The 26291-nt window shown below is 60.3% G+C and carries 24 protein-coding genes and 3 tRNA genes; 19 read left to right on the top strand and 8 right to left on the bottom strand.

Translation table 11 applies throughout. The features are described from left to right. The first annotated feature begins 73 nt into the window (after positions 1-73). Positions 74-787 carry an ATP-binding protein gene (locus tag H9Q75_RS00965; protein WP_186564299.1) on the top strand — a complete coding sequence of 238 codons (714 nt, stop codon included), beginning with the start codon at positions 74-76 and terminating at the stop codon, positions 785-787. Between the two features lie 42 nt (positions 788-829). Here H9Q75_RS00965 and H9Q75_RS00970 read toward each other — a convergent pair whose 3' ends face one another. Beyond that, positions 830-1783, bottom strand: coding sequence for a D-2-hydroxyacid dehydrogenase (locus H9Q75_RS00970; protein ID WP_186564300.1), 954 nt, complete (start codon positions 1781-1783; stop codon positions 830-832). Positions 1784-1975: 192 nt separating this feature from the next. Here H9Q75_RS00970 and H9Q75_RS00975 point away from each other — a divergent pair. Further along, positions 1976-2051: transfer RNA gene (locus tag H9Q75_RS00975), tRNA-Ala, on the top strand. Positions 2052-2251: 200 nt separating this feature from the next. Here H9Q75_RS00975 and H9Q75_RS00980 read toward each other — a convergent pair. The 3 genes from H9Q75_RS00980 to H9Q75_RS00990 form a co-directional block, all read right to left on the bottom strand. Further along, positions 2252-3661, bottom strand: coding sequence for a sodium-dependent transporter (locus tag H9Q75_RS00980; protein ID WP_186564301.1), 1410 nt, complete (start codon positions 3659-3661; stop codon positions 2252-2254). A 178-nt stretch (positions 3662-3839) separates the two neighbouring features. Beyond that, a complete protein-coding gene (locus H9Q75_RS00985; protein WP_186564302.1) occupies positions 3840-5156 on the bottom strand; it encodes an acetyl-CoA hydrolase/transferase family protein in 1317 nt (438 codons plus the stop codon). Between the two features lie 201 nt (positions 5157-5357). After that, a complete protein-coding gene (locus H9Q75_RS00990) occupies positions 5358-6776 on the bottom strand; it encodes a sigma-54 interaction domain-containing protein (protein WP_186564303.1) in 1419 nt (472 codons plus the stop codon). Between the two features lie 297 nt (positions 6777-7073). Here H9Q75_RS00990 and fabG point away from each other — a divergent pair, with 297 nt between their 5' ends. From fabG to H9Q75_RS01020, 6 genes are all read left to right on the top strand, one after another. Then, on the top strand, positions 7074-7817 hold the full coding sequence (fabG, locus tag H9Q75_RS00995; RefSeq protein WP_186564304.1) for a 3-oxoacyl-ACP reductase FabG: 744 nt from the start codon (positions 7074-7076) through the stop codon (positions 7815-7817). Between the two features lie 47 nt (positions 7818-7864). Continuing rightward, positions 7865-9028 (top strand): thiolase family protein, encoded by a 1164-nt coding sequence (locus H9Q75_RS01000; RefSeq protein ID WP_423788629.1) that lies wholly within the window; start codon positions 7865-7867, stop codon positions 9026-9028. A 64-nt stretch (positions 9029-9092) separates the two neighbouring features. Continuing rightward, positions 9093-9398, top strand: a complete 306-nt coding sequence (locus H9Q75_RS01005) for a DUF6199 family natural product biosynthesis protein (RefSeq protein ID WP_186564306.1) — start codon at positions 9093-9095, stop codon at positions 9396-9398. 84 nt (positions 9399-9482) lie between these two features. Next, the gene (locus H9Q75_RS01010) at positions 9483-10904 is read left to right on the top strand and encodes a TIGR00366 family protein (RefSeq protein WP_186564307.1); all 1422 of its coding nucleotides are present in this window, start codon (positions 9483-9485) and stop codon (positions 10902-10904) included. Between the two features lie 123 nt (positions 10905-11027). Continuing rightward, positions 11028-11879: a beta-keto acid cleavage family enzyme gene (locus H9Q75_RS01015; protein WP_186564308.1), complete on the top strand. Its 852-nt coding sequence runs from the start codon at positions 11028-11030 to the stop codon at positions 11877-11879. Between the two features lie 152 nt (positions 11880-12031). Continuing rightward, a tRNA-Ala gene (locus tag H9Q75_RS01020) sits at positions 12032-12107 on the top strand. 238 nt (positions 12108-12345) lie between these two features. Here H9Q75_RS01020 and H9Q75_RS01025 read toward each other — a convergent pair. Beyond that, positions 12346-12419: transfer RNA gene (locus H9Q75_RS01025), tRNA-Gly, on the bottom strand. A 164-nt stretch (positions 12420-12583) separates the two neighbouring features. On the opposite strand from H9Q75_RS01025, the gene H9Q75_RS01030 reads away from it, so the two are divergent. Further along, positions 12584-13204, top strand: coding sequence for a TetR/AcrR family transcriptional regulator (locus H9Q75_RS01030; protein WP_186564309.1), 621 nt, complete (start codon positions 12584-12586; stop codon positions 13202-13204). A gap of 46 nt (positions 13205-13250) precedes the next feature. Here H9Q75_RS01030 and H9Q75_RS01035 read toward each other — a convergent pair whose 3' ends face one another. Next, the gene (locus H9Q75_RS01035; RefSeq protein WP_186564310.1) at positions 13251-13928 is read right to left on the bottom strand and encodes a DUF6198 family protein; all 678 of its coding nucleotides are present in this window, start codon (positions 13926-13928) and stop codon (positions 13251-13253) included. After that, complete coding sequence (locus tag H9Q75_RS01040) at positions 13925-14356, bottom strand: MarR family winged helix-turn-helix transcriptional regulator (protein ID WP_186564311.1); 432 nt, start codon at positions 14354-14356, stop codon at positions 13925-13927. The genes H9Q75_RS01035 and H9Q75_RS01040 overlap by 4 nt, the downstream gene beginning before the upstream one ends. Before the next feature lie 199 nt (positions 14357-14555). Here H9Q75_RS01040 and H9Q75_RS01045 point away from each other — a divergent pair, with 199 nt between their 5' ends. Next, positions 14556-15608 (top strand): D-alanine--D-alanine ligase family protein, encoded by a 1053-nt coding sequence (locus H9Q75_RS01045; RefSeq protein WP_186564312.1) that lies wholly within the window; start codon positions 14556-14558, stop codon positions 15606-15608. Between the two features lie 14 nt (positions 15609-15622). Next, on the top strand, positions 15623-17017 hold the full coding sequence (locus tag H9Q75_RS01050; RefSeq protein WP_186564313.1) for a UDP-N-acetylmuramoyl-tripeptide--D-alanyl-D-alanine ligase: 1395 nt from the start codon (positions 15623-15625) through the stop codon (positions 17015-17017). A 92-nt stretch (positions 17018-17109) separates the two neighbouring features. On the opposite strand, the gene mtnA is transcribed toward H9Q75_RS01050, so the two are convergent. Next, on the bottom strand, positions 17110-18099 hold the full coding sequence (gene mtnA / locus H9Q75_RS01055; RefSeq protein WP_186564314.1) for an S-methyl-5-thioribose-1-phosphate isomerase: 990 nt from the start codon (positions 18097-18099) through the stop codon (positions 17110-17112). 73 nt (positions 18100-18172) lie between these two features. Here mtnA and abc-f point away from each other — a divergent pair, with 73 nt between their 5' ends. From abc-f to H9Q75_RS01095, 8 genes are all read left to right on the top strand, one after another. Beyond that, the gene (gene abc-f, locus H9Q75_RS01060; RefSeq protein WP_186564315.1) at positions 18173-20068 is read left to right on the top strand and encodes a ribosomal protection-like ABC-F family protein; all 1896 of its coding nucleotides are present in this window, start codon (positions 18173-18175) and stop codon (positions 20066-20068) included. Beyond that, a complete protein-coding gene (locus H9Q75_RS01065) occupies positions 20065-20682 on the top strand; it encodes a YdcF family protein (RefSeq protein ID WP_186564316.1) in 618 nt (205 codons plus the stop codon). The genes abc-f and H9Q75_RS01065 overlap by 4 nt, the downstream gene beginning before the upstream one ends. Positions 20683-20694: 12 nt before the next feature. Beyond that, positions 20695-21762, top strand: coding sequence for a peptide chain release factor 1 (gene prfA, locus H9Q75_RS01070; RefSeq protein ID WP_186564317.1), 1068 nt, complete (start codon positions 20695-20697; stop codon positions 21760-21762). A gap of 28 nt (positions 21763-21790) precedes the next feature. Next, complete coding sequence (locus tag H9Q75_RS01075; RefSeq protein ID WP_186564318.1) at positions 21791-22060, top strand: hypothetical protein; 270 nt, start codon at positions 21791-21793, stop codon at positions 22058-22060. A 136-nt stretch (positions 22061-22196) separates the two neighbouring features. Further along, complete coding sequence (locus H9Q75_RS01080; protein ID WP_186564319.1) at positions 22197-23216, top strand: L-threonylcarbamoyladenylate synthase; 1020 nt, start codon at positions 22197-22199, stop codon at positions 23214-23216. A 118-nt stretch (positions 23217-23334) separates the two neighbouring features. Beyond that, positions 23335-23946, top strand: coding sequence for a dephospho-CoA kinase (gene coaE / locus H9Q75_RS01085; RefSeq protein ID WP_186564320.1), 612 nt, complete (start codon positions 23335-23337; stop codon positions 23944-23946). Positions 23947-23957: 11 nt separating this feature from the next. Continuing rightward, on the top strand, positions 23958-25367 hold the full coding sequence (locus H9Q75_RS01090; RefSeq protein ID WP_186564321.1) for an aminopeptidase: 1410 nt from the start codon (positions 23958-23960) through the stop codon (positions 25365-25367). Positions 25368-25518: 151 nt separating this feature from the next. Further along, entirely contained in the window at positions 25519-26244 is a 726-nt protein-coding gene (locus H9Q75_RS01095) for a ClpP family protease (protein ID WP_186564322.1), read from the top strand. The last annotated feature ends 47 nt before the right edge of the window (positions 26245-26291 follow it).

Raw genomic sequence — 26291 nt, forward strand, 5'->3', positions numbered from 1 at the left:
TGGAAAAACAACAGACTCGTTGTACCAATTCTAATATACTGAGGACAATAAGTCAAGAACGGAGGGATCTTTTATGATCCGTAAAATTATCCAGATCGACCGGGACAAATGTAATGGCTGCGGGCTTTGCGTTCAGGCCTGCCACGAGGGGGCCATCGGTATGGTGGACGGCAGGGCTCAGCTGCTGCGCGACGACTACTGCGACGGCCTGGGGGATTGTCTGCCCGCCTGTCCCACCGGGGCCATCACCTTTGTGGAGCGGGAGGCGGCGGCCTATGACCACGCCGCAGTGATGGCCAATCAGCAGGCCAAGCGCAGCGGACAGGACGCGCCCCTGCCCTGCGGCTGTCCGGGCAGCCAGTCCCGGCGGATCCAGCATCCGGAGGAGGAAGCGCAGGCGGCCTGCACGGCGCCCGCGGCCTCCCAGCTGCGCCAGTGGCCGGTGCAGATCAAGCTGGTGCCGGTGAACGCGCCCTACTTTGACGGGGCCCATCTCCTGGTGGCCGCGGACTGCACTGCCTATGCCTACGGCAGCTTCCACCAGGATTTTATGAGAGGAAAGGTCACGCTGGTGGGCTGTCCCAAGCTGGACGAGGGGGACTATACGGAAAAGCTCACAGAAATTATCCGCGGCAATGAGATCAAGGCCCTCACAGTGGTGCGCATGGAAGTGCCCTGCTGCGGCGGGATCGAGCGGGCGGCGGTCACTGCCCTGAAAAACAGCGGGAAATTCATCCCCTGGCAGGTGGTCACCATCTCGGTAGACGGAAGGATTCTGAATGCATAAGAAATCGGGTCCGGACGGTTTGACGTCCGGACCCGATTTGCTTCAGGTCACCACATGAATTGGCCTGCCGGCCCTCCAGGCCGCCAGATTTTCGGCAGCCGTGTCCACTAGTCGCTGCCGGGCCTCCCGGGGAGCCCAGGCGATATGCGGGGTAAGGATGCAGTTGGTGGCGCCCAGAAGGGGGGAGCCATCCCGGGGCGGCTCCTGGCAAAGCACGTCCAGCCCCGCGCCGCCCACCTTTCCACTATCCAGCGCGGCCCGCAGGTCGGACTCCACGATCAGGGGCCCCCGAGCGGTATTGAGCAGCAGCACCCCGTCCTTCATCCGGGCGATGCTGTCCCGGTTGATCATGCCGCGGCTGGCTTCCGTGAGAGGACAGTGGAGGGAGATCACGTCCGAGCGTGTGAACACCTCCTCCAGCCCGGTACCGGCGACGACGCCGTCGGAGACCACCGGACGGCGCCCGCCGCAGGCGAGCACCTCCATGCCGAAGGCGCGGGCCAACCTGGCGACCTGCTGCCCGATGTCGCCGTAGCCTACGATCCCCATGGTCTTGCCCGCCAGTTCCACCAGGGGAAAGTCCCAATAGGTAAAGTCCGGGCAGGTCCTCCAGCGCCCGCTGTGCACCGTGTCGCTGTGGCGGCCGGCCCGGTGGCAGAGCTCCAGCAAAAGCGCAAAGGTCATCTGAGCCACAGAGGGCGTGCTGTAGCCCGGTACATTGCACACGGTGACGCGGCGGTCACGGGCCGCGTCCAGATCCACGATATTGTAGCCGGTGGCCAGTACGCCGACAAACTGAATGTCCGGGCAGGCATCGAATACCGAGCGGTCCAGAGGTGTTTTGTTGGTAAAGATCGCCTGGGCCTTTCCGATGCGGGGGATGATCTGCTCCGGCGCGGTGCGGTCATAGACCGTCAGCGCTCCTTGGCTGGCGATGGGATCCCAATTCAGATCACCGGGATTTGTGGTGTGGCCGTCCAAAATGACAATATCCAAGCTTAATTTCCTCCCAATTTCCCCCTCGGGTATTGTACAGCAGCTGCTTTGCAGTGATTATAGCACGGACGCTGAACGGAGGCAAAGAGGAGTTTCCTTTGACAGCACGGATAAAATCCGAAAAAATTGGTTGACAAAAGGGAAATGACCTGCTAAAATAACATTCGTTCCGTCAGTTCGGACAAGCTCAATGGGGGTATAGCTCAGCTGGGAGAGCGCTTGAATGGCATTCAAGAGGTCAGCGGTTCGATCCCGCTTATCTCCACCAAGAACCCGAAATCTTAAGATTTCGGGTTCTTCTTTGTTCGGATGCAAAGAGGCCTTCAGGCACACAAACAACAGCGGTTCGGTTCCGCTTCTCTCCGCCAAAAATCCCAAAATCTTACGGTTTCGGGATTTTTTTCTTTGTTCGGACATAAAAGAAAACGGCAGCGCGGCCTGGACACAGGCGCTCTGCCGTTTTTCTCTTTAAAAACGAATGATCCCCAGAGACTGCAGCAGCAGGAAGAACAGCAGCAGGGGAGTTACCACCTTCACCATGATGACATAGAGCTTTTCCCGGCGAAACCTGCGGCCCCCAAGCGTAACTTCCTCAATAATCGTCTTGGGCTTCACAATCCATCCAATCAGAATGCAGGTGCCGATGGAGAGCACAGGCATCATCACATAGTTGCTGATATAGTCCAGGATGTCCAGGATTTGCGCATTTTTGCCGGCAGGGGTATTGGGCAGGATCCATTCAAAGTAGAATAGATTGTAGCCCAGACAGACTACCAGACCGCCAGCCAAAGCGATCAGCGCCACCGCAATACAGGCCTTTTTGCGGCTGATATGGAATTGGTCCATAGCGCTGGATACGATGGCCTCCATAATGGAGACGGAGGAGGTGAGGGCGGCAAAGGCCACGGCCAGAAAGAATACGACGCCGACCACAACCCCCACGCCGCCCATGGCGCCGAATACCTTGGGGAGGGAGCGGAACATCAGGGTGGGTCCGTCTGACATGCCCTGCGCGCCTGAAAAGACGAAGACGGCGGGGATAATCATCATACCGGCTAGGAAGGCCACAACAGTGTCAAACAGCTCAATCTGGTTGACGGATTTCACTAGGTTGGTCTCCTTTTTCACATAAGAGCCGTAAGTGATCATGATGCCCATGGCCACGCTGATGGAATAGAAGAGCTGTCCCATGGCGTCGGTCAGCACCATAAGGAATTTGCGCAGGGTCATTCCCTCAAAGTTCGGCACCACGTATACAAGCAGACCCTGCAGCCCGGTGCGGGTGACGCCCTCTTCGTCCGTATGGGACAGCGTCAGAGAGAAGCAGGCGATACACAGCATAAGCACCAGCAGGACCGGCATCAGAATCTTTGACATCCGCTCGATCCCGGAGTCGACGCCGCTGTACACAACAAACACGGTCGCGCCCAGAAAAAGCAGGAACCAGAGGATAGGGCTCCAGGTAGAGGTAATGAAGCTGGTAAAGTACTGGCTGTCCACAGCGGCCTGTGCGCCGCCGGTCAAGTAGGCGGCCAGATACTTCAGCACCCAGCCGCCGATGGCGCTGTAATAGGGCAGGATCAGCATGGGGATCACGCAGGCCAGAAGGCCCAGCCAGCCCATTTTGGGGTAAAGCACGCGGTAGGCGGTCAAGGGGCTCTGGCCTGTCCGGCGGCCGATGGCGATTTCCGTGGTCAGCAGGGTAAAGCCAAAGGTAAGCGCTAAAATCAGGTAAACCAGCAGAAACACGCCGCCGCCGTCCTTTGCGGCTAAATAGGGAAAACGCCATATATTTCCCAGTCCTACGGCACTGCCGGCAGCGGATAAAACAAATCCCAAAGAGCCGGTAAAACTGCCGCGATTTTGCTTTTTTTCCATATAATCTCCTCCCAATGAACCAATGCACACGCGGAATAGTATACTATGAACTGCCGCGGCTGACAAGGCTATGTTGGCTGGGCGGATGAGGCGTCATACAGAATGTAAAAAGGACCCGCCGCGCCTTTGGGCGCGGCGGGTCCTTTTGTGTATTGAAGAAATAAGGGCTTCCTCCTGCTCAGAGAATGTGGAAGCGCTCGGCAGCCTCAGTGAGCTCGGCCTGAAAATCGGGGTGGGCGATGGAAATCAGAGCCTTGGCCCGATCCCGCACGGTCTTTCCCTTGAGCTCCGCCACGCCGAACTCGGTGACCACGTATTCCACATCGGAGCGGGCGGTGGACACCACGGTGCCGGGTGTCAGGCCGGGCACAATTTTCGACGCCAGTTTGGTGCTGCCGTCCTTTTGGCGTACCGTGCCGGTGGAGTGCAGGGTCATGATCGATTTTCCACCGGGAGACATCTGGGCGCCCATGCAGGTCTCCGCCTGGCCGCCGATTCCGCTGATCTGGGAGCCAGCCACCGACTCGGAGGCGCACTGGCCGAACAGGTCTACCTGCAGCGTGGTGTTGATGGAGGTCATCTTGTAGTTCTGGGCGATGACATAGGGGTCGTTGGTGTAGGGGGCGGCCCGGTGAAGTACGCCCGGGTTGTTGTCGATAAAGTCATACAGCCGCTGGGTGCCCATGGTAAAGACCGTCACAATCTGGTTGGGGTGAAGGGTCTTGCACCGGCCGGTGAGCACGCCGGCCTCCACCAAATCCACCGTGCTGTCCACCAGCATCTCAGTATGCATGCCCAGATCTCTTTTGTGCATCAGCGACTGGGCCACCGCGTTGGGGATGGAGCCGATGCCCAGCTGGATGGTGGAGCCGTCCTCCACCAGGTCGGCCACATACCGGCCGATGGCCAGGTCGGCCTCGCCGATGGGGGCGGGCGGCATTTCCACCAAGCCACGGTCGCACTCTACGATGTGATCCACCCGGCTGATGTGCAGCGTGGTGTCCCCGAAGGTGCGAGGGGCCTTGGCGCACACCTCCACCACCACGCGCTTGGCGCGCTTAAGCACCTCGGGCTCCACCAGACAGCCGGCGCAGATGGAAAAATAGCCGTGCTCATCCATGGGGGAGACGGAGGTGACCAGCAGATCCGGGTCTGCACGGCCGCGCAGCACCACGGAAGGTGCGGCGCGCAGATGAGAGGGGAGATGGGTACACTCGCCCAACCGGTCGGAAATGCGCTGGACCGGGCTGTAAAAGAAGCTCTCCTGCTCCAGGATTCCCCTGTATTGGGGATCGGTCATGACCGGATAGGGCTTGAGGGGCAGAGCGGTGCTGAGCCGGATATGGGAAGCCCGACCCTGCAGCTCATGCAGGCGGCTGAGCAATCCAACCGGAGATTGGGGACCGGAGCCCAATACTATGAAAAGATCGGATTGGAACAGCTCCAGCAGCTGGTCCATAGAGATGCGCTTGCGTTGGTATTCCTGTTGATACATGATGTTACCTCCTGCTTGTTGTGTTTCCACTGACCTGGACAGATAACATGCAAGTTTGATGCCAGGTTTTTAAGCGGGGGATTGGGGGGATCTGGTCGCAGACCCAGAAAAACAGGCCCCGGCAAGACGGAATGGAGGGGGCAGGCCAGTGAGAAGCCCCCATGGCTAAATCAAAATTGACTTAACCATGGGGGACTTTCCTCACAGGTTATATTTTGCCTTGCGCCGGGCGATGGCGGACTGGCTGGTTTTGAGATATTGGGCGGCTTTATAGGTGCTTCCGCAGCGCTTCAGGACCTGCTGCAGCAAAGCGCGCTCACATTGTTCCATATAGAAATTCAGGGAAAAGTCCTCCGGTACGTCGTCCAGCAGGAGAGAGGGAGGAAGAAAATAGCTGGCCTGTGCCGGGTGGCTCTCCTCCGGCAGGCTGGGATTCAACGAGCTGCCCGGAATTTCGGAGATCTCAATCACCTCGCCGGAGCTGGTGATGATCATGCGCTCAATGAGGTTTTTTAGTTCCCGCACGTTGCCGGGCCAGCTGTGGGATTTGAGCTGAAGCATGGCCTTGGCGGACAGATAGCGGGGACGGCCATATTTGTCTCCGTAGTGGCGGAGAAAATAGTTGGCCAACGGCTCAATGTCCTCCTGGCGTTCCCGCAAAGGCGGAATGTAGACCGGCATAACGTTGAGGCGGTAGTACAAATCCTGGCGGAAGCTGCCGTTTTGGACACAGGCGGCTAGGTCCTGATTGCTGGCGGCCAGCACACGGAAGTCCACTGTGGTGCTTTTCACCGACCCTACTTTGGTAAAGCGCTTGGTCTCAATGGCCTGGAGAAGCTTGCCCTGAAGCGCCAGCGGCATGGAGTTGATCTCATCCAAGAATAGGGTACCGCCGTCGGCCTCTTCGAAGAGGCCCCTTTTACCGGCGCTGGAGGCGCCGGTAAAAGCACCTTTAGCATACCCGAAGAGCTCTGCCTCCAGCAACGTTTCCGGCAGGGAGGCGCAGTTGATGGAGACAAAACGACCCTTGCTCCTGTGGCCCAAACTATGGATGAGATGGGCCACCACATCCTTGCCGCAGCCCGTCTCGCCCGTGACCAGGACGGCGGTGTCCACATCGGACAACGCCCGGGCCAGCTCCAGCACCTGCCTCATGGCGGGACTCTCGGCGATGACCTCCCGGTTGTCTACCCGCATACGGCTGGGGTCCAGCGTGTTGTGCCTGGAGCCGGAATTGGCCGAGTGTATCTGCTGGGTGAGCAGGTTCAGGGGGAGGAGCACCGCTACGATAAACTCCACATTGCCGTTGCTGTCAAAAATGGGGCTGGTCATGTTCAGCTGCCTGTGCCGCTGACCGCGGAAATTGACCACATCCTGAAAAAAGGAAAAAGCGCGCTTGTACTTGAGCACATCTTCGGAGACAGCGCGCTCAATAATACCTTCCTCCGCCATGCGGTACATGGTGTAGGTCAGCAGGACTTCCTTGGTGGAACCAGACAGATCAATCAGGGCTCGATTAACGTAGATGAATTTCCCGTGCTTGTCCAGCACATAAATGGGCTCCTGCATGTTGTCCAGAATGGTTTCCAGAAATTTCACCTGTCTGTAAGCTTTGTCCAAGATTACGACCTCCGCCTCTGTTTATCAATCATCTGACACAGCGATCCTTATAATAATTATACTAACATACGGCGGAGAAAAGCACAAGTATTTTGTCAAGAGTGACGATAAAACCAAAAAATAAGTCAATTTAGACTTGCTAAAAAAGAAAATAAGTCAAAAAAGACTTATCTGGTGGGACATAAAAAAACGAAATGCAGCGCTGGAGAGGGGTTGGGGGCTTTCTTGATTTTGGCACGTTTTTTGCTTAATTTATCAGCATCGCGATATTTTTCGGAAAGTGAGTGAGATAAGCGGATGAGATTTGCCGATCAGGTGGTACTGGTGACCGGCGCCGCCCGGGGAATTGGATTTGCAACGGCCCGCAGATTTGCAGCGGAGGGGGCCAGGGTCGTGCTCGCCGATGTGAGCGCTGACTGTGTCCAGGCGCGGGACAAGCTCCTGGCTGAGGGATTTGCGCAGGTCATTGCCGTGCAGGGAAGCGTATCGGACCAGGGCGATGTGGAGCGCATGTTTGAAGAGGCCGTGTCCGCCTTCGGCGGCATCGACGTGCTGGTCAACAACGCGGGTATTACCCGGGACGCACTGTTCCACAAGATGACGGAGGAGCAGTGGGACCTGGTGATGAATGTGAACCTGAAGTCGATGTTCTTCACCATTCAGGCGGCGCTGAAGCAGATGCTGCCCAAGGGAAAGGGGGCCATAGTCAACGTGGCTTCCATTACCGGGCAGATGGGCAATGTGGGGCAGAGCAACTATGCTGCCTCCAAGGCCGGCGTCCAGGCGTTGACCCGAAATCTCTGCCTGGAGTACGCGGGCAAGGGCATCCGGGTCAACGCGGTGGCCCCGGGATTCACATTTTCGGAGATGACTAGGGCCATCCCGGAGCCGATCATTGAGCAGATGGTAAAGAAGATCCCCATGAAGCGGGGGGCTGAGCCCAGAGAGATCGCCTCGGCCATCCTGTTCCTGGCCTCGGAGGACGCCTCCTTTGTCAACGGACAAACCCTGGCGGTCAACGGCGGAATGTATCTCTATTGATCACAAAGGACTGCTGCGTGCGGTAAGAAAGGAAGAGACAGATGGAAGTGAGAGACGCGTATATCGTGGCCTTTGGCCGCAGCCCCTACTGTAAAGCGTTTAAGGGCGGGCTGTCCAAGGTCCATCCGGTGCAGTATGGGGGCCAGACACTGGCGGGTGTACTCAAGCGCGTTCCCCAGCTGGACCCCATGGAGATCGACGACGTGATTGTGGGCTGTGCCATGCCGAAGGGCGTCCAGGACTTTAACCTGGCCCGTCTGGTGGCCCAGCGGGCCGGCCTGCCGGACAAGGTGACCGGCATGACCATCAACCGCTTCTGCTCTTCCGGCCTGCAGACGGTGGCGACTGCCGCAAACGCCATTATGTGCGGACAAGCGGAGGTCCTTGTGGCTGGCGGTGTGGAGACCATGTCCATGGTCTCCATGGCGACCGATCCCAGCATCATGGAGCCCTACCTGGCCAAGCACGCGGTGGACAACTACATCAGCATGGGAATGACCGCGGAAAACGTGGCGGCCGATTACAACATCTCCCGTGAGGACATGGAAAAGATGGCCTGCGAGAGCCATGCCAAGGCGGCGGCGGCCCAGGCCGCCGGCTGGTTTGAGGACCAGATCGTCCCGGTGGACGGACTGGACGCCGATGGAAATCCAGTGGTGCTTACCCGGGACGAGGGAATCCGTCCCGGTACCACGATGGAGAGCCTAGCCGGTCTGAAGCCCTGCTTCAAGCCGGATGGTGTGGTGACCGCAGCCACCTCCTCCCAGATGACCGATGGCGCCGGCTTTGTGGTGCTGATGTCCGGGGAGAAGCTGCGGGAGCTGGGACTCAAGCCTCTGGCCAGGTTCGTGGGCTTTGCCGTGGACGGCGTGCCCGCCCGGGTCATGGGGATCGGCCCCATTCAGGCGATTCCGAAAGTGCTCAGGCTGACCGGCCTGACGCTGGGGGATATGGATGATATCGAGCTCAATGAGGCCTTTGCGTCCCAGGCGCTGGCCTGTATCCGGACCTTGGGCCTGGATACGCAGAAGCTCAATCCAGAGGGCGGCGCCATGGCCCTGGGCCATCCGCTGGGCGCCTCCGGAGTGATGCTGCTGTGCAAGGCCATTTCCCACATGAAGCGATGCGGCGGCCGCTATTTTATGGTCACCATGTGTATTGGCGGCGGCCAGGGCGCGGCGGGTATTTTTGAGATGTGCAGCCAGGCGTAGGAAAGCGCCTGCTGATACAAAGACAGGCGGGCGTGCCATAGTCCCGCCGGGAAGGATGTGCGGTATGAATATCGGAACCTGGCAGGTGGGGATCGCAACCCAACTGGGGCTTCTGCTGGTGGTTATGGGGCTGCTTTGTGTGGCAAAGCCCTACCAGACGGCAAAATGGCACAAGAACGACCCCGACATCCAGGAACGGGAACATAAACGGGAGCAGTCCCACCGCCGCAAAAAAGATCGGGTTGAATTCGACGCCAGCATTCTGGAGACCGAGCGGGAGCCCTCTAATCTGGCGGTGCGCGCGGTGCGGGTTCTGGGCGCTATTGCCCTTGTGGCCGGCGCCGCCCTGATGCTCTGGTCCTTCCTGTAATCCGGCAGCACCCGCTGGTTGGGGGAATGGGGGCTCCTTAACCAGTGGTTTGGAAAAGCTGTAAAAATGGAGAGGAGAATTATTGTGAGTAACAACGAAACTACCACAAAAAAGACGTTTAACGATCATTTTATTCGATTCTTTGATCGTTGGACACCCAATGCAATGGTCTTTGCCATCATTCTGACCATTATCGTTGCAATCCTTGCGATTATCTTTACCGGCTGTCCCATCATCATGGATTCTGCAGAGGGGCAGATGAGCCTGATGAACAGCTGGGTAGCCGGCTTCTGGAGCCTGCTGACCTTCGGCATGCAGATGAGCTTGATCATGATTACCGGCAACGTGATTGCTATCTCTCCCCCGGTTCAGAAGCTTATCCGCAAGCTGGCCATGATGCCCAACAACTGGTTCCAGGCCTATGCCATGGTCCTTGTCATCTCTTGGATCCTGATGTACATCCACTGGGGCATCGGCATGATGGTGTGTATCGCGCTGCTGCGCAACACCCTGGTTGCCGCCCGCGACAAGGGTTATTCCATCCATGCGCCCGCCCTGATCGCCTGCGCCTACTGCACAGCTATCCCCGCCGTGGGCATCTCCCAGGCTGCACCCCTCCAGGGCGCCACTCCCGGCTTCCTGAAGAGCATGTGCACCACTGAGATTGCCGCCAACTACGTAGCAGAGGCTTATCCCCTGTCCGAAAGTGTGCTGACCTGGTGGAACCTGCTGCAGTGCCTGGTGCTCTTCATTATGGTCTTTATCGTGGGCTACCTGATCATGCCCAAGAACAAGCTGAAGATGGAAGGCTGCTCTGACGAACTGTACAACGACGTGAAGCACACCCAGACCATGTACGAAGGCCCCGCTGACCGCTCCACTCCTGCCGGCTTCATGAACAACACCCCTGTGTTCTCCATGATTATCGGTATCTTCGGCCTGATCTGGTGCGTGATGCTTTATGCCAAGCAGGGCTTTAACGGCCTGACCATCAATAACTTCAACTTCACCATGATGATGCTGGGCATCGTGCTCTGCGGCACGCCGGAGCGCTTCTCCAAGGCCTGTATCGCTTCCGTCGGCTCTGTCTGGGGCGTTATCATTCAGTTCCCCCTGTACGCCGGCATCTTCGGCATTATCGCCAACACCGGTCTGGCCGCCGTGATTTCCAATGCGTTCATGGCCATTTCTACCACCAAGACCTTCCCCGAGGTTGCCTACCTCTACTCTGCGGTGCTGAACATGGCCGTGCCTTCCGGCGGCTCCAAGTTCGTCATTGAGGCGCCCTACCTGCTGGACGTGGCCGCCAAGCTGAATGTGGATGTGCCCAAGCTGCTGTGCGCCTACACCTATGGCGACCAGACCACCAACATCATCCAGCCCTTCTGGGCGCTGCCCTACCTGACCCTGTGTCACATCGACTTCAAAAAGCTGCTGCCGTACACCCTGGTCATTTGTGTCGGTGCGCTGATTGTCTGCTCCATCTTCTTCCTCGGCGTATATTAAAGCAAGATTCCCCATAAAGCCCCCAAAGCCCCCACATCCCATGGCAAACCGAGAGGGCAGCTTCGGCTGTCCTCTCGGCGGAATCAACACTTTTTCAACATAACATGAGGAGGTCTTTTTATTATGGCAAAGAAAACAATCATCACTGCCGCCCTCACCGGCGCGCTGACCCCAAGGGGCTACAAGATTCCTGAGACCCCTGAGCAGATTGCTGCGGACGCCTATGCCTGCTGGAAGGCGGGCGCAGCAGTAGTCCACCTGCATATGCGTGACGATGAGGGATTGGGCACCATGGACCGCGAAAAGTTTGCTGAAACGGTTCGCCTGATTCGTGCGCATGAGGACTGTGACGTGGTCATTAACTGCACCTCCTCTGGCGCTGTGAAGATGCCGCCGGATGAGGGCCGTATTCAGCACTTTGAGACCCTGCCCGAGATCGAGATGGGTTCCTTTGACGCCGGTTCCATGAACTGGGGTTGCGCCTATGTCTTTGAAAATTCCCCCCGCTTCCTGGAGAAGCTGTGCGACTGCTATCTCCGCAATGACGTGAAGCCGGAGATGGAGATCTTCGACCGCGGCATGCTGGGCAATGTGAACTATTATGTGAAAAAGGGTCTGGTCAAGACCCCTGTGTACTATCAGTTCGTGCTGGGCGTGCTGGGTGGTCTGGAGGCCACCCCGGAAAACCTGCTGAACTTGGTGCAGCACATCCCCGAGGGCTCTCTCTGGTCCGCCTTCGGCATCGGTGCCGGCCATATGCCCATTATGTATACTGCCTTGGCTCTGGGCGGCCATATCCGCGTGGGCCTGGAGGATAATGTGGTTTACGGTAAGGACGAAAACGGCGAGAAGATCATGGCCACCAACGTGATGCTGGTGGAGCGCGCGGTGCGCGCGGTCAAGGACTTTGGCAACGATGTGGCTACGCCCGCCGAGGCCCGTGAGATTTTGGGGATCAAGCCCTTTGTGCGCTGATTCTATGCCCTGTTGAAAAAACTGATTCCCGGCGGAACGCCTTACCGGGAGCTCCGCCGGGGATCATGCAAAATTTCTTCGAAAACAGGGTTGACAAAAGGAAGTGATTTTGTTAATATAATCTTCGCCTAATACGGGTATGAAGTTCAAATGGGGGTATAGCTCAGCTGGGAGAGCGCTTGAATGGCATTCAAGAGGTCAGCGGTTCGATCCCGCTTATCTCCACCAAAAGCCTCGAAATCGTAAGATTTCGGGGCGTTTCTTTGCTCAGGTGCAAAGAAACTTTCGGGCATACAAACAGCAGCAGTCTGATCCCGCTTATCTCTGCCAAAGAAAGGACATCCTTATGGATGTCCTTTCTGTTTACGAAGAATGCCGGGCGCAGAAAACTCGCCTCAGAGCGGCGGCCTCTGATGTGTCGGAGCCCATAAGAAAAGGACACGGCGGAAACCGTGTCCTTTTCTTATGGAGCAGGTGAGGGGAATCGAACCCCCGTGTTCAGCTTGGGAAGCTGACATTCTGCCATTGAACTACACCTGCAGGTGGTGACTTGATAAAGTATAGCACAGGTTTCCACGTTTGGCAAGAGGAAAGCGGCCTTCTTTTTTCTGCAAAAAACACAGAAATTCAATTGCATTTAAAACTAGAATGTAGTATCATTTATTAAACACCTGGTTTAAAAACAATTGGAAAGGGTGGCTGGCATGAGTAAAAAGCAGGCGCTGACGGAGTTTCATCGGGGTTCCATTTTGGCGGCGGCGGAGCGGCTTTTCGCGGAAAAGGGTACTGAGCGGACGACGAGGGACGATATTGCCAGAGAGGCTGAATACAGCAAGGCCACCCTGTATGTGTATTTCCAGAGCAAGGTGGAGATCATCAACGCCATCCTGCTCAGCGGGATGGTGCTGCTGAAGAAAAAGATACATGAGGCGATTGAGAGCCAGCCCGACTGGCTGCCGGCCTACGACGCCGTGTGTGCCGCGATTATCCGGTTTTACGACGATAACCCCACCGCCTTTGACGCGGCCACCGGCGGCATTTGCCTGGAGGAAGAGGATGCCAAAGGCGTAACCGAGATCCTGCGGGTGAGCAAGGAAATTGACGAGGAGCTGGCCGCTTTTCTGGAGCGGGGGACTGCCTCTGGTGTGGTGCGGCCCGATCTGCCGCCCATGGAGACTGTGCTGCTGTTTTGGGCGGCCCTGGGAGGGATTGTGCGCGCCTCCAGCAGCCGGACCGGCCACATTAAAGCGCTCTCCGGCCTGGACCGGGAGGCTTATCTCCAACGGGGAAGCCGGTTCCTGCTGGGCTGTGTGGTGAAAACGTAAAACAGAGCTGGAAATTGCGATGGGCGCCGCGGCCGCGGCGCCCATTTTATTCGTTTGCCTCCGAAATGGGAGAGGCCGCCCCGCCGGCCAGCCAGCGGTCCACAAAGGCGGCCCGGCGCTTTAAGAATCGGGCAAATGTGCCCACCAGGACTGCGGCGATTGCAGTGCCCTCCCGCACCCCGGCCAGCCTGCCGTAGAGCACAAGGCCGATGACGGCGGCCAGCGCTGCCACGGTACAGTCAAAAGCTACCTTTGTGTAGCCAAAATCTGTATGAAAGGTGACCGACACGGCGCGGACAAAGGCCTCGCCCGGCAGCATGACCACATCGGCGGCCATCTCGGTATAAATACCAATACCCAGAATGAGACAACCGATCAAAAGGGAGACCAGCTGGAGTGGGTAGGACTGTGGATTCAGCGGGGCGAGCAGGGCCATGCTCACATCAATGAACCAGGAGAAAAGGAAGGACACGGGCAGCTGAAGCCAGTAGCGTTTGGGAAAATTTCGGCGGAGGAGCAGCAGCTGCAGGGCAATCAGAACCAGGCTCATATACAGGGTGAAGGCGCCGATCGTGGGGGGAAATCCAAGGCTTAGGGTGTAGGGGATGCTGGAGATGGGCGAGGTGCCCAAATTCGCCTTGGTAATAAAGGCCACGCCGAAGGAATTGATAAAAAGTCCAACCAGCAAAAAGAGATACCGCCTGACCAGCTCGGTGCGCTTCACTGTAATTCCTCCCAATCCACCATTTCTCCGCACAGAGCGAGCAGGCCGGCGCACAGCGCCTCCGGCTGCCCGGCGGGCAGGTTACGCAGCAGCTCGTGCTCCAGCTGCACAAACACGTTCTTTACCTGGGCCAATTTCTCACGGCCCAAAGGGGTCAGATACACATAGCTGGAGCGCCTGTCCCCAGGCTTTACACGCCGCTCCACCAGACCGTGTTCTTCCATGCGGCCGATCACACCGGTGACGGTGGCTGGATCCATCATGCATCCGGCGGCGATCTCCCGCTGGCGGCTGCCGTCGTGCAGCCCCAGATAGTCCAGAACCTTTGGCTGCCCAGAGGTCAGGCCGGATCCGGACAGGCGAAGGAACACCTGCTTCTGAAACAGCGCGTGGGCGGCCATCAGCAGATAATGAAAACTGGCATCCAAAAAATCTGCCCCTTTATAATTGAGATACAAATTGTTTGTATCTCAATATTACTCCAGGGAGGAGCGCCTGTCAACTCCGTTTTCCTCCCAGGATTCCAACGGGTTTTCCCGGGAAAGCGGTTGAGTATACTGGCGCAATGTGTTATAATATCCCATTAGCGCGTACAATAGAATATCTCACATAAATATGAGGTGTGTTATGAAAATAGTGGTATTGGCGGGAGGGCTTTCGCCGGAGCGGAATGTGTCCCTCTCCACGGGAACCATGGTGACGCAGGCGCTGCGCCGTCTGGGCCATCGGGCTGCCCTGGTGGATCTGTTTTTAGGGCTGGAGGAGAGCTGCGGCCCGCTGGAGGAGGTGTTTGACGCCCCCATCTCAGACGCGGCTAAAAAGATCAGCGCCCAGGCCCCGGATTTGGCGCAGGTAAAGGCGGCCCGCCGAGATCAGAGCGGTAGCATGTTCGGGGAGAATGTGCTGGAGCTGTGCAGACAGGCTGACCTGGTGTTCCTGGCGCTCCACGGAACCTGCGGGGAGGACGGCAAGGTGCAGGCCGCCCTGGACCTGCTGGGGATCCCCTTTACAGGGGCGGGCTACCTGGGCAGCGCCATCGCCATGGATAAGGATCTGACCAAGCGCCTGGTGTCGGAGCGGGTGAGCACGCCGGGCTGGAAGACGGTGGAGTACACCGCCGCCGACATCGACGGCCTGGCGGCCTCCGCACGCCTGCCACTGGTGGTCAAGCCGGTGGCCAGCGGCTCCTCCATCGGCGTATCCATCGCCCATACGGAGGAGGAGCTCCGCAGGGCACTGACAGACGGCGTGCGCCTGGGCGGGCGCACCGTGCTGGAGCAGTACGTAGCGGGCCGGGAAATTCAGGTGGGCATTCTGGAGGACCGGGCGTTGCCGCCCATTGAGATCATCCCCAAGCAGGGGTTCTACGACTATGAGAACAAATACCAGCCCGGCGCGGCGCTGGAGGTCTGCCCGGCGGAGCTCACCCCGGCAGAGACGGACCGGGTCCAGCAGGCGGCCCTGGAGGTGTACCGCGCCTTAGGGCTGAGCGTGTACTCCCGGGCAGACTTCATTCTAGCTCCGGATGGGGAGGTCTGGTTCCTGGAGATCAACACCCTGCCCGGCATGACACCCACCAGCCTGCTCCCGCAGGAGGCGGCCGCCGTGGGGATTGACTATGACCAGCTGGTGGAGCGCATTGTCAACGAGTCGCTGAAAGCCAGAAAAGAAGGAAGATAAGGGAGGTTTCCGCTATGGAACCCATGACCATCCGGGAGATCATGCAGGCTGTGGGCGGCCGTATTCTGGGGGAGTTTGCCAACCTGACCCGGGAAGTCGCGCGGGTGGAGACAGACAGCCGTACCATCCATCCCGGCTCCCTGTTCGTACCGCTGGTGGGGGAGCGCTTTGACGGCCACGCCTATATCAACGCCGCCCTGGAGGGGGGCGCCGCCGCCTGCTTCACCCAGCGGGAGCGGGAGAGCTATCTGCCGGGCAAGTGCTACATCAAAGTGGACTCCACCCAGAAGGCGCTGCGGGACTTGGCCAAATACTACAAGAGCAAATTCCCCGCGCCCGTGGTGGCCCTGACCGGCTCGGTGGGGAAAACCACCACCAAGGACATGGTGGCGGCCGTGCTGGGGGAGCGGTATTCGGTGCTCAAGACCGAGGGCAACCTCAACAATGAGATCGGCGTGCCCCTGACCCTGCTGCGGCTGAACCGGGAGCACCAGGTCGCCGTGCTGGAGCTGGGAATGAACCACGCCGGGGAGATTGACTACCTCTCCGCCCTTGTGGAGCCGGACGTGGTGCTGATGACCAACATCGGCGACTCCCACATTGAATTTTTCGGCTCCCGGGAGAAGATTCTGGAGGCCAAGAGCGAGATTTTCCACCACGCAAAGCCGGACGCCTTTGTGGTGCTCAACGGGGACGATCCCCTGCTGCGGGGGCTGGCAGGGCGCCTGCCCTACCGGGATGTGGCCCTGTGCGGCGCGGGGGCGGATATGGACTACCGGGCCGCCGGCTTAGAGAGCGACGGCAAGAGCGGCATGACCTGCCGCCTGACCACGCCCAAGGGGAGCTTCCAGGTGGAGATCCCCGCCTTGGGGGAGCACATGATCTACCCCACCCTGATGGCGGCCGCGGTGGGGGAGCACTTCGGCCTGACGGCGGAGCAGATCGCCTCCGGCGTGCTCCACTTCGCGCCCACCAAGATGCGCATGAATATCCTGCCCCGGCAGGGCGGCATTACCATTCTCAACGATACCTACAACGCCAACCCCCAGTCCATGCGGGCGGCGGTGGAGGTGCTCTCCGGCGCAAAAGGGGAGTATAAGATCGCGGTCCTGGGGGACATGTTCGAGCTGGGGCCCCTGGCCCCCGCGCTCCACGCCGGCGTAGGGGAGTATCTAGGCAAGGCGGGGGTCGACTGCCTGGTGGCCGTTGGGGAGTTGGCCAGGCATATCTATGATGCCGCCCGGGAGGCCGGCGTGCCCGACTGCCACCTCTGCGCCACAAAGGAGGAGGCCCACGCCATACTGGATGGCGTGGTGCGCCCCAACGCCACCATCCTGGTCAAGGCCTCCCGGGGGATGGCCTTTGAGGAGTTGGTGGACTATCTCAAGTCCATCACCAAAGAGGCATAAACCTTTCCGCGCAGGACATTTTGTGGTGCCTCTGCGCAGCAAAAAACGGCCCCGGGCCGCCCTTTCGGGAGACCCGGCGGCCGTGTGCCGGTTTATCCAAACAGCTTTGCGAGATTTTCCCGGAAGGGCGGATACAGGACGCCCCTCTCCGTGATGATGCCGGTGAGCAGGGTGTGGGGCGTCACATCGAAGGAGGGGTTGTACACGTCCACGTCCTTGGGGGCGGTCTGGACGCCGGAAAGGGTGCGAACCTCCTCCTTGGCGCGCTGCTCGATGGGGATGTGGGCGCCGTCCGGAATGGACAGGTCGATGGTGGAACAGGGCAGGGCAGTGTAGAAGGGCACCCCGTGGAAGTGGGCGTTGACCGCCACGGAGTAGGTGCCGATCTTGTTGGCGAAGTCGCCGTTGGCTGCCATGCGGTCGCAGCCCACCACCACCAGGTCGATCTTCCCCTGGGCCATGAGGCTGGCGGCCATGCCGTCGGTAATCAGGGTGGCGGGGATATGGTCGCTCACCAGCTCGTAGGCAGTGAGGCGGGCGCCCTGGAGCAGGGGACGGGTCTCATCGGCATAAACCATATCCACTTTACCCTGCTCATGGGCGGCACGGATGACCCCCAGGGCAGTGCCGTAGCCGCCGGTGGCCAGGGCCCCGGCGTTGCAGTGGGTGAGGATGCGGGCATGCTCCGGTACCAACGCGGCCCCGTTGGCCCCCATGGCCCTGCACATGGCCACGTCCTCCCGGTGGATGACCTCGGCCTCGGCCAGGAGGGCCGCCGGGTCGCCGCCGCAGTCGGAGGCCTTACGCGCCATGCGGTCCAGGGCCCAGAACAGGTTGACCGCCGTGGGGCGGCTGGCCGCCAGATCCTCCCTGGCTTTGGTCAGATCGTCCCCCTTCAGGGCGGCCAAGCAGTAGGCGTAGGCGGCGGACACGCCGATGGCCGGCGCGCCCCGCACCACCATAGCGCGGATGGCGTCCACCACCGGGCGGTAGTCGGTGTAGGCGATCCACTCCTCTTTTACGGGGAGCTTGGTCTGATCCAGTAGGTAAAGTGTTTTCCCTTCCCAACGGATGGCTTCCATATGGGGAACCTCCTCATTCTGTTCAATTCGAGTGTTATCATACCACAATGTGCATTGGGAGTAAAGAAACAAGATGATCGATCTTTCCGTCTCGAATCTGGTTAAAGAATTCGAGGTAGGCAAAAAAATACTGGACGGCCTCTCCTTTCAGGTGGACCAGGGAGAGCGGGTGGGTCTGCTGGGCAGAAACGGGGCGGGCAAGACCACCCTGTTCAAGATCCTCACCGGGGAGTTGGACTATGACGCGGGAGAGGTGGCGATCGCCCCCGGCAAGGGGGTGGGGCTTATCTCCCAGATTCCCGTCTATCCGGCGGACTACGCCGTGGAGGATGTGCTCCAGACCGCCTTTGATTCCATCCACGCCATGGAACAGGAGATGGCCCGGCTGACCGCTCAAATGGAGCGGGATTCGGACCCGGCGCTTTTAAAGCGCTACGGTGCGGTCTCCGCCGCCTTTGAGGCGGCTGGGGGCTATGACACCAGCACGCCGCTGAACAAGGTGTGCAGCGGCCTGGAGATTTCCCAGGAAATGCGCGGGCAGCTCTTTTCCTCCCTGTCCGGGGGAGAAAAGACCCGGGTGAACCTGGCCCGGCTGATCCTGGAGGATACGGACATACTCCTGCTGGACGAGCCCACTAACCATCTGGACCTCCGCGCCACCGAGTGGCTGGAGGACTATCTCACCCGCTACAAGGGGACGGTGCTGGCCATCTCCCACGACCGCTGGTTCCTGGATCAGGTGGTCACCCGCATCATCGAGATACAGGACGGCCGGGCGGAGTTCTATGCGGGCAACTACTCCTTCTATGTGGAGGAGAAGGAGCGCCGCTATGAGGAAAAGCTCAGGCAGTACGAGAAGGAGCAGGCCAAGATCGAGCAGCTGGAGAAGGCGGCGGAGCAGCTGCGGATCTGGGCCTATTCCGGCAATGACAAGATCTTCAAGCGGGCTCAGTCCATGGAAAAGCGGATTGAGCGCATCCGGACCACGGACAAGCCCACCAAGGAGCGCCGCCTGGACATGAAATTCGGGGAGTGGGAGTTTCGGGGGGACGAGGTGCTCACGGTCAAGGAGCTGAGCAAGTCCTTTGAAGGGCGTACCCTGTTTGAGCATGTGAATCTGGAGGTTGTCGGCGGGGAGCGCATCGGCCTGCTGGGGGACAACGGCACGGGAAAATCCACCCTGCTGAAGCTTCTGCTGGGGGAGGAACAGCCGGACGGGGGAAAGATCCGCTTCGGCCCCACGGTGAAAATCGGCTATCTGCCCCAGATTGTCCATTTTGATCACATGGAGCGCAATCTGGTGGACACCATGATCTATGACCAGGACTGCTCCACCCAGACGGCACGCAACCGCCTGGGGGCCTTTAATTTCCGTGGGGAGGATGTGTTCAAGCCGGTTTCCGCCCTCTCTGGCGGAGAGCGCAGCCGCCTGCGGCTTTGCATGCTCATGGATGAGAAGATCAATCTGCTGATCCTGGACGAGCCCACCAACCACCTGGACGTAGCCAGCCGGGATTGGATCGAAGAGGCGGTGGAAAGCTATGAGGGCAACCTGCTCTTCGTCTCCCACGACCGCTATTTTATCAACCGCTTTGCCGACCGCATCTGGATGCTGGAAAACGGCGGCGTCACGGATTTCCGGGGCACCTACGCCCAGTTCTTGGCGGCCCGAGAGCGGGCACAAAAGGCCCCCGCCCCGGCCGCGGAGCCGGAGAAGTCCAAAAAGGAACGCCCCAAGCGCCCCGGCGGGACCAAGGAGCTGGAAAAGCAGGTGGCGGCCGCGGAGCGGGCGGTGGCCAAGGCGGAGGAGCGGCAGTATGAGCTCTCCCAGAGGGCGGAAGAGGTGGCCAGCAACTATCTGGAGCTTCAGAAGGTCTGCGAGGAGCAGAAGGTACTGGAGGAGGAGATCGCCAGCCTTTACACCAAATGGGAGACACTGGCGGCGGAGCTGGAGGAGCTGCAGGGATGAAAGGCTATAAAGGAAAAAGACTTCACACCTGGGTGAAGGTTCTCCTGGCGCTGCTGCTGGCCGTTGTCGTGGCCTTCGGAGCGCTGGAGGCCGTGGTATTCAGCGGTGCCAGGACCCAGATCAGCGGGGAACCGGAGATCATGGTGATCTTTGGTTGTCAGGTGAAGCCCTGGGGGCCGTCTATCCTGCTCCAGGACCGGCTGGATACCGCCCTGGACTACCTGGAGGATCACCCGGATATGACCGTGGTGGTCTCCGGCGGCCAGGGGGATGACGAGCACATCTCCGAGGCCCAGTGTATGTACGACTACCTGACAGAGCACGGGGTGGACGGAGGGCAGATTCTGCTGGAAGATCAGTCCCGCAATACCCGGCAGAATATCGACAAGACCTTGGCCCTCCTGGCGGAGCGGGGATATGATGTGACGGCTGACATGCTGTTGGTATCCAATGATTTTCACCTGACCCGCATCAAAATGCTCTGGGCGCGGGCAGCCGGAACGTCGGAGCATACCTCTACCCTGGCAGCCCCGGTCTCCCACGTGCCCTCCCGGGTGCAGATGTTTTTCCGGGAGCCCCTGGCGCTGGTAAAATCCTTTTTGTTTGACAGGTGATGGACTTTGGATATGATGGAAAAACTCAGGGGCCTGTCTCTCCACTACGACGACGTACAGGCCCGGCTGGGCGCAGGGGAGACCTATGATGACCCGGCGCTGGTGGCCAGACTGAACAAGGAGCAGCGGGAACTGGAGCCGGTGGTGAACGCTTACCGGGCGTATGTCAGGCGGCAGAAGGACCTGGCCGACGCCCAGGCCCTTCTGTCCGAGCCGGATATGAAGGAGCTGGCCCAGGAGGAGTTTGCCCAGGCCAGGGAGGACCTGGCGCGGCTGGAGGAGGAGTTCAAGCTTCTGCTCCTGCCCCGGGACCCCAACGACGCCAAAAACGTCATTGTGGAGATCCGCGCCGGTGTGGGTGGGGAGGAGGCGGCCCTGTTCGCCCACTCCCTGTTCCGCATGTACTCCATGTACGCCGAGGCACGCCGCTGGCGGGTGGAGGTGGACTCCGTCAATGACACGGAGCTGGGCGGTATAAAGGAAATTTGCTTTACAATTGAGGGGGATGGGGCCTGGTCCCGCCTGAAATTTGAAAGCGGCGTCCACCGGGTGCAGCGGGTGCCTGAGACCGAGTCCGGCGGGCGCATCCACACCTCCACCGCCACCGTGGCGGTGCTGCCTGAGGTGGACGAGGTGGACTTTGAGCTCAACCCGGCGGATATTGAGATGCAGGTGTTCCGCTCCTCCGGTGCCGGAGGCCAGCATGTGAACAAGACCTCCTCCGCCGTGCGCCTGATCCATAAGCCCACGGGCACGGTGGTGGAGTGCCAGCAGGAGCGCAGCCAGTTCCAGAACCGGGACAAGGCCATGCAGCTGCTGCGCTCCCGCCTCTATGAGGAAAAGGTGCGCCAGCAGGAGGACGCGGTGACCGCCCAGCGCCGCAGCCAGGTGGGCACCGGCATGAGGAACGAGCGCATCCGCACCTACAATTTCCCTCAGGGGCGGCTGACCGATCACCGGATCGGATTGACCCTTTACCGGTTGGACGCGGTCATGAACGGCGACCTGGACGAAATCATTGACGGCTTGGTGACCGCCGACCAGGCCGAGCGTCTGAGAAACAGCGAGCAGGAGGGCTGAGCACCCTGCCGCCGGGAGGAGAAACGACATGGAATTGATGATTCATTTCAAGGGCCTGCCCGAGGGAATGGACCTGGACCGGATGAAAGCGGAGCTGGACTATGTGCTGGAGGATTCCGGCTGGCTTACCGGCTCCGGACAGACGGCGCAGGCTGGCTGGGTGGAGCTGGAGCTGGAGGATGAGCGCCGGAATCCCAAGTACGGCATCCTGGCCGTTAAGGAGTATCTGCAGAAGAGCCGGTTCCCGGCGGAGACCACCATTGAACTGGCGGGCACCCCGGTGGGAATCTATGAATAAAAGGAGTGTGGACCCATGAAGCTGAGCATTGGTATTTTACAGATTGTCTCCGGCGCGGCCCTGCTGGCCGCAGGGGTGCTTGGACTGATCTCCGGTGCCCTGGGAAACGACAGAACGCGGTGAGGAAGTCCTGAACATGCGCACAAAGGTATTGGATGAAACCCGGATCGAAGAGGCGGGGGCCGTGCTGCGCGCAGGTGGCCTGCTGGGGATTCCCACGGAGACGGTATACGGCCTGGGGGCCGATGGGCTGAACCCGGAGGCGGTGGCCCACATCTTTCAGGCCAAGGGCCGCCCCCAGGACAATCCACTCATTCTGCATATTCCCTCGGCGGACTGGCTGGAGCGCTACTGTGAGGAGATCCCGCCTGAGGCCTATGCCTTGGCAGAGCGCTTCTGGCCCGGGCCGCTGACCCTGATCCTGAAGCGGAAGGTCCTGGTGCCCGACGCAGTGACCGCCGGCCTGGACACGGTTGGGATGCGCTGCCCGGCCCATCCGGTCACCCGGGCCATCATCGCGGCGGCCGGCGTTCCGGTGGCCGCCCCCTCCGGCAATACTTCCGGCCGGCCCAGCCCCACCAATGTGGCGGACATGCTGGAGGATATGGACGGAAAGGTGGACGCCATTGTGGACGGAGGCCCCTGCTCCGTGGGGGTGGAGTCCACCATCTTGGACCTGACGCTTACCCCGCCCCGGCTGCTGCGGCCCGGCGGCGTGACCCTGGAGCAGCTGGAGGCCGTGGTGGGGAGCGTGGCGGTGGACAAGGCGGTGCGGCAGCTTCTGCGCGGAGATGAGCAGCCCCGGGCCCCGGGGATGAAATACCGCCACTATGCCCCCAAGGCGCCGGTTACGGTGGTGAAGGGGGACGGGGCCGCCGCGGCCCGGTATATCCGCCGGCATCTGGCCGACGGGGACGGGGTCATCTGCTTCAATGAATTTGTCCCCCTGTTCGAGGGGCACCCGGTGGAGCCCATGGGGCCGGAGGCGGACCAGGCGGAGCAGGCCCGCCGGGTATTTGACGCCCTGCGCTATTTCGACGGCACGCCGGTCTCCCATATTTGGGCCATGTGTCCGGAGGAGTCCGGCCTGGGTCTGGCGGTGGCCAACCGGCTGAACAAGGCGGCCGGATTCCACATTGTGCAGGCCGGGAAGTAGGGACCCAGGGGCCGGCGCGCAAAAATTTACAAACAGACAACAAATTGCCGGCGCAGTATGCTATGATAGGAGACGTACCGGCGAGGCATGAGAAGCGCAGCGGCAGGGAGGCGGAGAGATGAAGCGCATCGGGATTACCGGTCCCACGGGGGCGGGCAAGACCACGGTGCTCGGCGTACTGGAGGCGCTGGGCGCGGAGATCATAGACTGCGACGCGGTGTACCACGATCTGCTGGAGCGCAGCGGGCCGCTCCGGCAGGCCCTGACCGTCCGTTTTGGACCGGAGATTCTGGACCGGGAGGGACGGGTGGACCGCAAGCGCCTGGGGGGCGTGGTATTCGGAGACCCGGCGGCGCTGGAGGATTTGAACGCCATTACCCACCGCTTTATTCTCGAGGAGATTGACCGCCGGTGTGCCCAGGCGGAGGCCCGGGGCTGCCCGGCGGTGGGCATTGATGCCATTGCCCTCATTGAAAGCGGTGTGGGGGAGACCTGCGGCGTAATCGTTGGGGTGCTGGCGCCGCCGGAGCTGCGGGTGCGCCGGATCATGCGCCGGGAGGGCATCCCGGAGTCCTATGCCCGGCAGCGGGTGGAGGCCCAGAAGGGAGACGCCTTTTTCCGAGACAACTGCGGCTATATTCTGGACAACGGCCGGGACGGGGATCCGGAGCCAGTGAAGCGACGGGCCCTAGAGCTGTTCCGATCCATCATTCAAGATCAAAACGATTAGGAGGAATCCAAATGGAGAGCAAGCAAAAGACCCCGGGCGAGCTGCGCAGGGAGGCTCTGTTCTATCAGCCCAAGAACGGCTACGACCGCATGAGCGCGGAAGACGAGGCCGCCATGCAGGCCTATTGCGAGGAGTACAAGCACTTCCTGGACGCGGGCAAGACCGAGCGGGAGTGTGTGGAGGAGGCGGTGCGCCTGGCCGAGGCCAAGGGCTTCAAGCCCTTTACCCGGGGGATGGGGATTCAGCCCGGGGATAAGCTCTACCGGGTTAACCGGGGTAAGTCCGTCATGCTGGCCGTGGTGGGGGCGAAGTCCCTGAGCGAGGGCGCGAACATCGGTGCGGCCCACATCGACTCCCCCCGCCTGGACCTGAAACCCAATCCCCTGTACGAGGCGGAGGAGCTGGCGTTCTTCAAGACCCACTACTACGGCGGCATCCGGAAGTACCAGTGGGTGACCATCCCCCTGGAACTGCGGGGCGCGGTGGCCCTGAAGGACGGCCGGGTCGTGCACGTGTGCGTGGGCGGATCCGAAGGGGAGCCCCAGTTCACGGTCACGGACCTGCTGCCCCATCTGGCCGCAGAACAGTCCAAGAAGCCCTTGGGCGAAGCTGTGCCCGCAGAGAACCTGAATGTGCTGGTGGGCAGCCGCCCCTTCAAGGGCGACGAGGGCTCGGAGCGGGTAAAGCTGGCCATCCTGGACCTGCTCAACCAGAAATATGGCATTGTGGAGGAGGACTTCATCTCCGCCGAGCTCATCGCCGTGCCCGCCTTTAAGGCCGTGGACATCGGTTTTGACCGCTCCCTCATCGGCGCCTACGGCCACGACGACCGGGTGTGCGGCTACGCCGCCCTGGCCGCCCTGCTGGCCCTAGAGCTTCCGGAGCGCACCGCCGTGTGCATGCTGGCCGACAAGGAGGAGATCGGCTCCGAGGGCGTCACCGGCATGAAGTCGGCCGCCTTTGATACCTTTATGAGCGACCTGTGCGACGCCCAGCGGGTGCCCCTGAAGGCCTGCTATGAGAAGTCCTTCTGTCTGTCCGCCGACGTGACCGCGGCCTATGACCCCAACTTTGCCGAGGTCTATGAGAAGCGCAACAGCGCCCGGGCCAATTACGGCATGGGCCTGTGCAAATACACCGGCGCCCGGGGCAAATCCGGGGCCTCGGACGCCACGGCGGAGCTGGTGGCCTATGTGCGGGGCGTGCTGGATGAGGCCGGCGTGGTCTGGCAGATGGCCGAGCTGGGCAAGGTGGACCAGGGCGGCGGCGGCACTGTGGCGGTCTATATGGCCGAGCGGGACATTGACACCCTGGACGCGGGCGTGCCCGTGCTGAGTATGCACGCCCCCTTTGAGACCGTGGCCAAGCTGGACTGCTATATGACCTATAAGGGCATGAAGGCGGTCTTTGAGGCCAAATAAGAAAAAAGCGAAAAGAGGAAAATCCGCGGGAAGGCGGATTTTCCTCTTTTTTTATCTTTTCTTGTCCCGAGATGGCCGGCGGATTGCTCCCGTATCAAACCCGGAGAGACAGGGCAAACTGAGTCAAATGATACACAGGGAGGCAGCTGTTATGGATGAGACGAGACCGACCGGAGAGACCGGCAGCGACGAGGAAAACGGATCCTCACCGCTCCAGCAGCAGATTGTGGATATGGGTTCCGCCACCATTCGCACCGAGCGGGGGACCATCCACACGCTGACCATTGTGGGGCAGATCGAAGGGCACCAGATTCTGCCGCCCACGGCAAAGACCACAAAGTATGAGCATGTGATGCCCCTCCTGGCCTCTGTGGAGGAGAGCGACGAGGTGGACGGCCTGCTGGTGCTCCTCAACACCGTGGGGGGAGACATTGAGGCGGGGCTGGGCATTGCGGAGCTCATCGCCGGCATGTCCAAACCGACGGTGTCTCTGGTGCTGGGAGGCGGGCATTCCATCGGCGTGCCCCTGGCCGTGTCCGCCAAACGCTCCTTTATCGCCCCCTCTGCGGCCATGACTATCCACCCGGTGCGGCTCAACGGCCTGGTCATCGGCGTACCGCAGACGTTCAATTATTTTGAGCGGATTCAGGAACGCATCATCCACTTTGTCACACAGAACAGCGCCGTAAAGCGGGAAACCTTTACGAAGATGATGCTCCAGACCGGGGAGCTGGCGGCGGATGTGGGCAGTGTCATCTATGGGGAGGAGGCGGTAGAGATCGGCCTGATCGACCAGATCGGGGGCCTGTCCGACGCGCTGGCCTGCCTGCACCGCATGATAGATGAGGCCAAAAGAAAACAGGCGGCAAGAGAGTGAACTGGCCCCGGCGGTTTTGGATCGAATCAAAATAAAGTGCCCCAACA

This window comes from Lawsonibacter celer, from assembly GCF_014281125.1.
Classification (GTDB): domain Bacteria; phylum Bacillota; class Clostridia; order Oscillospirales; family Oscillospiraceae; genus Lawsonibacter_B; species Lawsonibacter_B celer.